6 protein-coding genes and 1 other annotated feature are annotated in these 12189 nt (G+C 29.6%); all 6 genes read right to left on the bottom strand.

Translation table 11 applies throughout. The annotated features are described in order from the left end of the window. Positions 1-383 precede the first annotated feature (383 nt). The 6 genes from D4Z93_RS13395 to ileS all read right to left on the bottom strand — a co-directional run bounded on the left by D4Z93_RS13395 (position 384) and on the right by ileS (position 11489). A complete protein-coding gene (locus D4Z93_RS13395) occupies positions 384-557 on the bottom strand; it encodes a helix-turn-helix domain-containing protein (protein WP_279220966.1) in 174 nt (57 codons plus the stop codon). A gap of 18 nt (positions 558-575) precedes the next feature. Then, positions 576-2162: a sigma 54-interacting transcriptional regulator gene (locus D4Z93_RS00635; RefSeq protein ID WP_243105961.1), complete on the bottom strand. Its 1587-nt coding sequence runs from the start codon at positions 2160-2162 to the stop codon at positions 576-578. Positions 2163-2275: 113 nt separating this feature from the next. Next, entirely contained in the window at positions 2276-6355 is a 4080-nt protein-coding gene (locus D4Z93_RS00625) for an AAA domain-containing protein (protein ID WP_119969855.1), read from the bottom strand. Between the two features lie 201 nt (positions 6356-6556). Further along, complete coding sequence (locus D4Z93_RS00620) at positions 6557-7153, bottom strand: DedA family protein (RefSeq protein WP_119969854.1); 597 nt, start codon at positions 7151-7153, stop codon at positions 6557-6559. Between the two features lie 76 nt (positions 7154-7229). After that, positions 7230-8231, bottom strand: a complete 1002-nt coding sequence (locus D4Z93_RS00615) for a LacI family DNA-binding transcriptional regulator (protein ID WP_119969853.1) — start codon at positions 8229-8231, stop codon at positions 7230-7232. Positions 8232-8378: 147 nt separating this feature from the next. Next, positions 8379-11489 (bottom strand): isoleucine--tRNA ligase, encoded by a 3111-nt coding sequence (gene ileS / locus D4Z93_RS00610; RefSeq protein WP_119969852.1) that lies wholly within the window; start codon positions 11487-11489, stop codon positions 8379-8381. Between the two features lie 94 nt (positions 11490-11583). Then, positions 11584-11806: a binding site (T-box leader), on the bottom strand. Between the last annotated feature and the right edge of the window lie 383 nt (positions 11807-12189).

Here is a 12189-nt window from a genome sequence, read left to right as displayed (position 1 = left end):
TTAATAAACAAGCTTCTAAACTCTATCTTATAAGCCTCTGCTATTTATCAAGCAATATTTATGCCAATAGGATTATATACTAATTTATTATCACACAAATCCTTATAAATTATACAAATAGCTGCTTTCCTTTATGTAGTATAATCTGATAAAATTATTCTATATTCGTTTTTAATGTACATTTTTCTGACGTATGTGTAGTTTTTTTTGACATATCGTTCTATTTCAATGTGTTAAAAGATATTTATAAGGTCAAAAATCTGACACATATAAAATTCAAAATCTTACAAAGCAAAAAATCTCATGCTATTGATAATATTATTTATCAGCAGTCTGAGATTTTTAATATATAAATAACTTTTAAGTAAAAAGTTGTTAAAAAATTATTTATTTGTATAATACAAATTATTAGAATTTATATTGTACTTATCCAATTTATAATATAAAGTACTTCTCTTTATATTCAACATATCCGCAGCTTTTCGTTTGTTTCCATTTACCATGCGCATAACCTCCAATATAGTTTTTTTCTCAACTTTTTCAACCGTCTTTTCCAGGTCGAAACCATCTTTATCTCATCCTCGTACCTCATATGCATTATCCAAAATATACTTTGGTATAGAATTTACATTTATCTGTCCACTATCGGATAGAACAACCATTCTCTGAATCACATTTCTTAATTCTCTTGTATTTCCCTCCCATTTATAATTAGTCAATATATTATATACTTCATCGTTAACTTTATTTATAGATATTCCTTCCTGCTTTGAAATCTGTTGTAAAAATAAATTAGTTAGATCTTTTATATCTTCTTTCCTGTCCTTGAGTTCAGGAAGTTGTATTTGAACCACTGCCAGCCTATAAAATAAATCCTCTCTAAATTTACCTTCATTTATTAATTTTTTCAAATCCTGATTTGTAGCAGCAATAATTCTAGTATTTGTATTTATAGTCTTTTCACTGCCTAATCTACTTACAACACCATCTTGTAGTACTCTTAATAATTTTACCTGCATTTCCAATGGCATGTCACCAATTTCATCCAAAAATAAGGTTCCATTATCCGCTAACTCAAATTTACCTATCTTACCTTTCTTAACCGCTCCTGTAAATGCTCCTCCCACATATCCAAACAACTCACTCTCAAATAAACTTTCTGGTATAGCACTACAATTTATAGGAACAAAATTCCCCTTTCTCCCACTTGCTGCATGTATTGCTTTTGAAAACACTTCTTTCCCTGTTCCACTTTTACCTGTTATAAGAACACTAGTAGATGTTGGAGCTACTTTTTGTGCTATAGCAATTGCATCAATTATTTTCTTATCTTTACCAATTATAGATGAAAAGTTATAATTGAGAGAAATCTCATTCTTATAAGCACTTTCTAAAAATTCAACCTTTGTTTTTTCATTCTCTAATTCTCTAGTCAAATCTATAACATCAGTTATATCTCTATCAGTAGAAACAACAGCTATAAGCTCTTCATCAGAATTATATATTGGTACGGCACTCAATATTACACCTTTGCCTTTTACAGGTTCATGATAAACATTATCTATTCGTTTTCTCGTGTTTATAACCTCTAAAATCAATGCATTCGGAAAAAATTTACTTATATCATTATTCACAATTTGATCAGTTCCTATCCCATATAACTTTTCAGAACTTTTATTCCAATAATTTACTACACCGTTTTTATCACATATACACACTGCTTCATGCAGATTATCAAATATATTATCTTGAAGATCAAACAACTCATTCATTTTCAAATAAACTGCATCTTTTAATTTATTATTAGTAATTATACCAACAATATGATCGTCCTCAACAACTGGAAGTATACTTATCTTGTTTTTTATCATTAAATCACGGGCATACCTTGTCGAATCATCAGGACTTATAATTATAACATTTTTACAAGCAACCTTTTTAACAGGTATGTCCAATGATTTATCTATTTTCTTTACTTTAGAAGCATCATTTAATGTGAATATTCCTCTTAATTTATTATTCGTATCTACAATTAATACCTCTCTCCTTAAAGCACCTAGCATCTTATTTATAACAATTTCAATGCTATCATCAGGATTTGCCATTAAAAAGTCTTTAATCATTATATCTTTTACTTTATATACCAATTCAGAAATACCCATTAAAATCACCTATCCTTCTTATACTATAAGAGATAAAATTAAGTTTAGCCTATAAAAATAAAATAACATCTATTCTTATTATAGATTAAAAATAGATGTTATTGTAATATATTTTACACTACTTTAAGATCCTTAGAAATAATTTTACTATTTGGCGATTTTCGTATTTGTGCAAACTTTAATTTCTTACATATTTTATCTATGGCTTTCTGTGGATTATAATAAAATTCTGTTCCTCTTATTCTGCAGAATTTCCATCCAAGTCTTTCCAAATTAAGTTGTCTTTCTATACTTGACCTCCAATCTAGCCCATCACCTGCAGCATCTCCATCACAGATTATTGCCATTCTACTTTTTTCATCTTCTACTACAAGATCTATTTTATATTCCCCTACTTGAACCTGAGGTGTTATAAAATACCCTTCATCAATCAACATATTATAGACATCTTTTTGAAACTTTGACTGAAAAATGTATTCTACCTTTTGGGAAGTTTTATTTATTTTTTTGTAATTTAAACAATAATTTAAAAAATTATATCTAACACATGATTTATTTAAATTATTAAGATCTACAGAATAAAACAACCACATTTGATCTCTAGCTCTGCTAGATGCAACATTAAACCTCCTCATATCAGATTCCCTTGTTAATGGAGCAAATTTAACATTATCTGATATTACCATCGATAAGAACATTACATCTCTTTCATCTCCTTGAAATGAATATGCATCTCCACATATTAACCTCCTATTTATCATCTCCTCTTCTCCAATTTTCTGCTTTACCAAATTTTCTATAACATCACTTTGCACATCTCCAAGAAGCGATATAACTCCCATTGTCATGCCATTATATTTTGAATCATTACAACATTCTGCTATTTTATTTGAAATCGCCTCCGCTTCTTTAATATTTATAGGTTTATTTTCATCTCTATATCCATTCACCTTAACTGTAACTATAGGCTGTTCAAATGCTTCATACTGATTTGGATATCTTAGAGGTTTTATCTCTCTTGAATAACACAATTGATTACTAAATCCTATTATTTCAGGAACTGATCTAAAATGCTCTTTCAAAATAAGCCTATTTGGAAATACCCTAAGCGCTGTATCATAAAGACTTGTTTGTAAATCAAACCATTCACTCTGAGGGATATCCTTAAGATATTTACTAATCAGCCCTTGTATAACTGTTTGATCTATTCCAACTGTCTCAGGACTTATTTGTTTATCATCTCCAACAATTATAGCTTTCTTAGCACGCATAAGTCCACATATAGAAAATATATCACTTTGGCTGCTCTCATCAAATATAATCACATCAAATAATCTTCTTGATAATCTTATATTTTCTATTACCCTATTTAACGGCATTATCCAAACCGGAATTATATCTTTACATTTTTCCATCTCATTTTGAGCTATATTTCTATATTGAGAGACCATTTTACCGGTACCTTTTCCTATTCTTTTAACAGCCTGCATCCATGCAAATAAACTTCTCTTCTCACTCTCAGTAGTTTTAAGAATTTGATTATACCATGTTTTTTTAGCAACTAGTTCATTTACAATCAATTTTTCTTTTTGTTTCTGTTCTTCTATTTCACTCTCAATAAATTCAGGATTTATTTTATATATATTTTTAATTAAACAATTACACTTTGCCCATTTCCATTCCTCATTCAATTCATCGAAGTTTCGAGCTTTAATCTTCCAGTTCTTTAATAATTTACTTAAAGTAATTGGACATTCTTTTTTTAAATCCTTAAAAATCTCTTCTAATATCCCGACCTTTCCTTTTATACTTTTTAGATATTCTATCCTTCTAAATAACCTTTTCACTTCATCTATATCATAATTATCAATTGCCTTATAAAGATTGTCCATTTTTTTTGTAGATATTATTATCTTCTTAAGAATTTCCATATATGACTTAAGTTCATTATAATCCTCTATTTTTTTTATACACTCCATACTCTCTATCAAATAAGAGTAAGTTTGCTTTTTGTGCCAATCCAAATTTTGAGGTATAGATATTCTTCCAAATAAAGCTATTATCCTATTCTTATATCTCATATCCCAATCAACAATATCATTAAATTCCTTAATTTTTTGTTCAAGTTTTACTATACTCATTTTATCCTTGCTGCAATCTATAACCTCCAGATTATAGTCTTTTGCGAAATCATTCCATAAAATTTCTATTTCCTTCATTACATGCTGTTCTTTTATAAATATTCTGAGTATTGAAAGCTGCTCTATATTCTCAATTTTTTTAAAATTGACTTTACAGTCTTCAAATATATAATTTAAATCGGGATGCATCATTTTAAATATTCTTCCCGGCTTCCCCCTAGAATTTAAGTAATCATACACATTATTAGAATCATCTCCAATTTTTTTAACATCAATATCATTGGGTATCTCAACCCTATTATTACTAAGTTTATGTTTTAATTTTCCCAGTGTAGCCATATAATTATTAAATTTAAATACGAGATCCAGAAACTTATCATGTGATATCTTACTTTCATAATGAAGTTTCATTATATGCTTCATATCCCCATTTTCCATCTTACTCATTTTATCTTCAGATTCACGTAGAATATCCATAATCGAACTATAATCAATTTTATATTTATCTGGAATTCTCCAATCCCTTAATGCTCTTCTATATTCCTTTAGATTATCATTTAATTCATCTAGTTTTTTCATCTTATCACATATAGTATTTATATCCGGTAACTTATCTAGCATAATTTTGATACCGTCATATTCTTCCTTGTCATTCCTACTTATATCATTCATTAATAACACCAATTCATTAAATCTTTTTTCTGAAATAGGAAGCAGTTTACTATACTTTATATCATCCTCTATAACTCCAAGTTTATCTTTATTATTTCTAACCCATTTTGATACATCCATTATTCTATAGTTCTGATTTTCAATCTGTATATTTTTATTTTCAGCCCTTTCTAACTCTTTAAGTCTTTCATAAAGTGCACTCTGCTTTTCGGTACATTTACCCAGTTCCTCCTTCAAATCCTTAATATCATTGCGTAATTTATCTGGTTCAATAGAAAGATTATCCGTTATATTCCTAACTGAATCATTTAATTCCTTCATTGAATTTGAATCGTTTCCCAAAACATTTATGCATAAGGGTTTTATATCATCAGGTATTTTGTTTACAAGTACCTTAAGTGCTCTATCCGTTTGACTAGTTACAAGTATTCTCTTGCCATGAGCAAGTAAATGGCATATCAAATTTACTATAGTATGGCTTTTTCCAGTCCCTGGTGGTCCTTGAACAACAACTCCATAATTTTCACATAGTCTTTTTACTATCTGATTTTGTTCATAATTTGATGACAACGGGAATAATAAATCCTTTGATACATCTTTCCAATCATCAAGATCCTTTTTACTCTGATCTAATTTCTTATCATATACAAGTGCCTTAACAGTCTCTGGTATTGGGTACCCATTATCTATTTCATTTATTACATTTATTATTTCCCTCTGCCAAAGCCTCATAGTATTTTTTCTTATTATGATCACAGGAATATCATATATTACAGGACAGTTTGATATTCTTATCTTTTCAATTGATGATTTGCCTAAATCAACTTTTCCATTAGAATTCAAATAAAATACAAGCTCGTGAAGTATATCCTTAATATCACTCATATTCCTAGGGTCTAAATTTGTACTATTGATTTCACTTTCCATCTGAATTACACTGTGTAAATTCACTAGATCCAATCCTTCAAATATACCTGTTTCCAATGACGTCTTTGAACTTGGAGTCAATCTGAATCTCTTGTCCTTAGCATTAAATTCTAATTTTTGTCTAGTAGTTATTACCGGGTGTATTATTTTTTGATCATTAATTTTCCAAACAATAAGCCCATGTCCCCATATAATCTCTATATCTTGTCCATTTTTCTCCATTTCCAGATATGTTTTAAAAAATTGATCATATAATTGTTTAGATTTTTTATTTACTTCAAGCCACCATTCTACATCTGGATTTCTGTTTACGGTACACCCATCCATTGACAATATGTCATATTCAAAATACATCTTTTCATACTCATACGCGTTTCTTATAATTTTTTCATTCAAATTTTTTATACTTAAAAGATAAGAAAATATGTCTTTAATTCTACCCTTGTAATCCATTTTTTCCACCCCACATATATAACTTATAAATATATTACCTTTTATGTTAAATTATACCATTAATATGTGTGATGTTCAAAAAAATCGTTAAACATATTTCACATTTAAATGACACCCTTTTTAGAGCTTATTTTATATAATTCATAACTAAAAACATACAAAAAAGTTTATCATCGACTAATGATAAACCTCTCATATGTTTTATTTCTTATATCTCTTTACGATTTTATATATAACAAATCCAATTATAAATAATACTACAAGTATATCTGCTATATGAAATAGCGAATGAATTTTCATCCAATTTTCACCCATCTTATAACCCGCATATCCGAGTACAATACTCCAAAGTAGGGAACCTAAAAAAGTATATACAGTAAACTTTTTAAATTCCATCTTACTTATACCCGCAGGTAATGATATAAAAGTCCTTATTATGGGTAAAAGTCTTGAATAAAAGACTATCTTATCTCCATATTTATTAAAATACTGATCACTTTTTTCTATCTTTGATTTTGACAACCTTAACTTATCTGCATACTTCTCAACTAAAGGTCTCCCACCTAATCTGCCAAGATAATAGGCAGCAATTGAACCAAATGTACCACCAAGCGTTCCTATAATTATAGTAGAAATTAAATTTAGTCTACCAGTATAGCTTAAATATCCTCCAAATGGCAGTATTGCTTCACTTGGAATAGGAATACAAGCACTCTCCAGGGCCATACCTAAGAATACACCTGCATATCCGAGTTTATCTAATATAAAAATTACTAAGTTTATTAAACTCTCTACCATATTTTGCCTTACCGTACCCCATCTTATAAATTTACCATAAACATTCCATACAATCTATGATATTAAATATCTCAGATTATTTTCGACAAGAATCTCTTTCTATTATTTCATGCTTCAGAACATAATTTTGATTTTCAAGATCTTGTTTATTTATAATCTTTATGAGCATTCTCATACCAACTGATCCCATATCATACATAGGTTGAGCAACAGTTGTAAGTTTAGGATAAAATGTTGCAGCCGAGTAAATATTATCAAAACCTATAACATTTATATCCTCTGGAACCTTTATATTTTTTTCTCTTAAAAAGTTTATTGCTCCCATAGCAATTTCATCGCCAGTACAAAAAACTCCATCTATGTTTTGTGTTTTCTCCAGTATATTCTTCATACCTTCGTATCCATCTTTAGCTTTTAAACCACCAAAGCAAGTTATATCTTCATTAAATGTTAAATTATTATTTTTAAGTGCGGATCGATATCCCTTATATCTTAATGCCCTGGCATTTATCTCATCCTTATCCGTTCCTATGTAAGCTATATTATTGCTTCCTTTTTTTATGAGATACTCTACGGCATCCTCTGCTGCCTGCTTATTATTTATAGTTACGCTTGGAATATTTCCCTCTTCACTTGTAGTTTCAACCATAACCATAGGAATCTGAAGTTTATTTATAAGTTCTAATATATTGCTTTTAAGAGAACTGCTCATATAAAGAACTCCATCAACCATTTTTTCCTTAAGAACTCTTAAATATTCCATTTCTTTCTCGAAATCCAAATCTGTATTACAAAGCATCATGTTATAATCATATATATTTGATACATCTTCAGCTCCCCTTACTATCTCGGGATAGAAAGGACTTGATATATCTGGTATTATTATTCCAACTGTTTTAGTTTTTTGTGTTTTTAAACTTCTTGCAACTATATTAGGTCTGTATCCTAATTTATCTATAGCCTCTAATACTTTCTTTTTAGTTTCTTCATTTACAACGTCTACATCATTCAAAACTCTTGATACTGTAGCAATAGAAACTCCTGCTTCTTTAGCAACGTCTTTTATTGATGCTGGCAATTTTATCAACTCCTACCTGTGTTCTTTTAAATTATTATACTTATAAAAGCTGTTTATTACAAGTTTATTACCAAATTATTTATATAAACTTAAAAGATGCATGTAAATGCAATTAAGTTTTACACGCATCTTTAATATTTAAATATATTATTTAACTACTTCTACAAGCATCCCAAGTTCTTCACCATTTATTTTACATTTACTGTAATCCTTATTCTCGTTATATATTACCTCAACTGCTAAGGTTTCCTTTTTGAGCCTATCTTCAAATTTCTTAACTACAGCTTCTAATCCATTATTACCATTAATATAAAGTTTTATCTTGTCAGCGACTTCAAATCCACTTTCCTTTCTCATATTCTGAATTTTACTTAAGATCTCTCTTAAGTCGCCTTCTTCTCTTAAATCTTGTGTTATATTTGTATCTAGAACTACTCCAACATTATCCTCACCAGCAAATGCAAAACCTTCTAATCCCTGCATAGTCACAAGTAAATTATTTTCATTAAGTTCTATCTCAATATCATTAACATATATTAATACCATCTCGCTATTTCTTATCTTCTGAGCTAATTCCATTTGGTTCATTGATGATATTTGTTTTCTTATAGCTGGTATTAATTTACCATATTTCTTTCCGAGTACAGGTAAATTAGGTTTTATATCAAAATTGACGTATTTTGATAAGTCAGCATTAAACACTACTTTCTTTATATTTAACTCATCTTTTATTATGTCACCATAATATTCTGGAAGGTTCTTTACACTTACAAGCATTTCAGAAAGCGGCTGTCTATTTTTGATGTTGGCAGAATTTCTCGCACTTCTTCCAAGCTTAACTATTCTATATGCTTCTTCCATATCGGTTTCTAATTGCTTATCTACAACTCTTTCATCATATTCTGGCCATTTGCAAAGATGAACACTTTCAGGTGCATCTTTATCAAGTGCTACTACAAGACTTTGATACAATTCTTCAGTCATAAATGGTACAAATGGAGCTGAAATCTTAGCTAGTGTAACAAGTACCTTGTATAAAGTTACATAAGCTCCTATTTTATCATCTGTTAAGCTTTCACTCCAATATCTCGATCTATTTCTTCTTACATACCAGTTGGAAAGCTCATCTACAAAATCGCCTATATTAATAGCTGCCTGAGTTATTCTATAATTATCCAAATGGTCTTCTGTTTCTTTTATTAATGAATTTAATCTTGAAATTATCCATTTATCCATTACATTTTGGCTTACGAAGTTATCATAATCAAGTGGATTAAATTTATCTATTTCAGCATAAAGTACATAAAATGAATATACATTCCAAAGAGTGCCCAAAAATTTTCTTTGACTCTCTTGTACTGCTTCTTCATAAAATCTAGATGGAAGCCATGGTGCACTTGCTGTATAAAAATACCACCTTGATGCGTCAGCTCCTTCATTTTCAAGAACTATCATAGGATCTAGTACATTCCCCTTATGTTTTGACATCTTAAGTCCATATTTATCAAGTACATGGCCTAATACCACACAATTTTCAAATGGACTTTTATCAAACAATACTGTTGATACAGCCATTAATGTATAAAACCATCCTCTAGTCTGATCAACTGCTTCTGATATAAATTGTGCAGGAAAATTCTTTTCAAATACTTCTTTATTCTCAAATGGATAGTGATGCTGAGCAAAAGGCATTGAACCTGAATCAAACCAGCAGTCTATGACTTCACTTGTTCTTGTCATTTCTTTTCCACAATGCGGACATCTTAATTTAACTGAATCTATATATGGCTTATGGAGTTCTATATTTTCTGGAACATTTATACCTTTTTCTTTTAATTCCTTTATGCTTCCAATGCACTCCTTATGGCCACATTCACATTGCCATATAGGAAGTGGTGTACCCCAGTATCTTTCTCTACTTAAACCCCAGTCTATTACATTTTCAACAAAGTTTCCGAATCTTCCCGTTCTTATATTATCTGGATACCAATTAGTGTTATTAGTATTCTTAACTAATTTATCCCTTAAAGCAGACATTCTTATAAACCAGGTATCTCTTGGATAATACAATAATGGAGTATCACATCTCCAGCAAAATGGATATGAATGTTTAAATTTTTCTGCTTTATATAGTATACCTTTTTCCTCTAAATATTTAACAATCTTAGGATCCGCATCTTTTACAAACATGCCTTTCCAGTCTGTAACAGCATCAACAAAACGTCCCTGTGTATCTACTAGATTTATAAACGCAAGATTGTATTTTTTCCCTGTATTACTGTCATCCTCACCAAAAGCAGGTGCAGTATGGACTATACCGGTACCATCTGTCAGAGTTACGTAATCTGCATGAACAACACAAAACGCCTTTTTATCTTTTTCTGGCTGCGCAAAATTGAACATTTGTTCATACTCTAGGCCAACTAATTCTTCTCCCTTAAATTTTCTAACTACTTCATATTCTCCCTCAAGTTTACTAAGTAATGCTTCAGCCAATATTAAATGTTCCCCATTATTAACTACTTCAACATAATCATATGCTTTGTTAACTGCCAAAGCTACATTGCTTGGTAAAGTCCAGGGTGTAGTTGTCCATGCAAGCATATATTTATCTTGATCCTTTAACTTGAATTTTACATATACAGAGACTTCTTTTACTTCTTTATATCCTTGAGACACTTCGTGTGATGACAATGCTGTTCCACATCTAGGACAATATGGCACTATCTTATCTCCTTTATATAAAAGCCCTTTATCCCAAATTTGTTTTAAGGCCCACCACACTGACTCTATATAATCATTATGGTATGTTACATATGGATTTTCCATATCAACCCAGAATCCTGTCCTTTCAGACATTTCCTTCCATTCACTTACATAAGTAAAAACACTTTCTTTGCATTTTTTAATAAATTTTTCCACACCGTACTTCTCGATTTGAGGCTTTCCAGATATACCAAGAGCTTTCTCAACTTCAAGTTCTACTGGAAGCCCATGAGTATCCCATCCAGCCTTTCTCAAAACTTGGTATCCTTTCATAACTTTATATCTTGGTATTAAGTCTTTTATAACTCTTGTTAAAATATGACCTACATGTGGTTTTCCATTTGCTGTCGGTGGGCCGTCATAAAAAGTAAAATACTTTCCACCTTTATTTAAATTGAAACTCTTTTTTACAATTTGTTTATCATTCCAAAATTTCAATACGTTTTTTTCCATATCAACAAAACTTGTGTTATTATCAACTTTTTTGTACATGTAAACCTGCCCCTTTCTAATCATATATGTAATATTTTACTATTTTAACCTCTTTTGTTATTTATAATACTTTAAATAAAAAAGACTCCATCCAAAATAGGACGAAGTTTATTCGCTATACCACCTATGGGTAAAATTCAAGTACAAGTATACTCTATCCTTAAACGCAGGATTACGAAGAAACTTACTAAATATAAATGCATATTCAGTTTCCCAACTCCCAGGTGATTTTCTTTAAGGCTATCCTGTGGTTTTTCACCATCTCCACTCTCTATAAGTAATTTACCTTAAATACTTTTCCTGTTCAACATATTATAATTATAACTTTTCTTCATTATATTATAAGCTTTTTTTCTTGTCAATTTTTTTTAATAATTAAAAATTAAAGCTTTTAATACCGATAATTGTATATATTTTCTCATTCAATGTTTATAATTATAATATAAATTTAAAATACAATTATAGGATTTATAATTCTAAGTTTAACTTATGCGTAGACCGGGATTTCTAAAATTAAGGCACATTAAAAAATTTTGTAGTAAGTCTTAGCGAAGCGTTCTTAAAAATCTTAGTAGATTATATATGTTTAAGTAAAGCGAGTTTATATAATCTGCTTAGATTTTTATGAATGCAAGCTTAGACTTACTAGAAATTTTTTACGTGACATATTTTGAAAGTCCCGGCCGGAGCATAAGTTAAG

Source organism: Clostridium fermenticellae, from assembly GCF_003600355.1.
Taxonomy (GTDB): domain Bacteria; phylum Bacillota; class Clostridia; order Clostridiales; family Clostridiaceae; genus Clostridium_AV; species Clostridium_AV fermenticellae.
The sequence above is the reverse complement of the archived record's forward strand: the minus strand, read 5'-3'. Positions and strand labels throughout refer to the sequence as shown.

Bases quoted from the DNA above. Each gene is read 5' to 3' on its own strand.
- D4Z93_RS00635 (WP_243105961.1), bottom strand. From the start codon at position 2,162: ATGGGTATTTCTGAATTGGTATATAAAGTAAAAGATATAATGATTAAA.
- D4Z93_RS00625 (WP_119969855.1), bottom strand. From the start codon at position 6,355: ATGGATTACAAGGGTAGAATTAAAGACATATTTTCTTATCTTTTAAGT.
- D4Z93_RS00620 (WP_119969854.1), bottom strand. From the start codon at position 7,153: ATGGTAGAGAGTTTAATAAACTTAGTAATTTTTATATTAGATAAACTC.
- ileS (WP_119969852.1), bottom strand. From the start codon at position 11,489: ATGTACAAAAAAGTTGATAATAACACAAGTTTTGTTGATATGGAAAAA.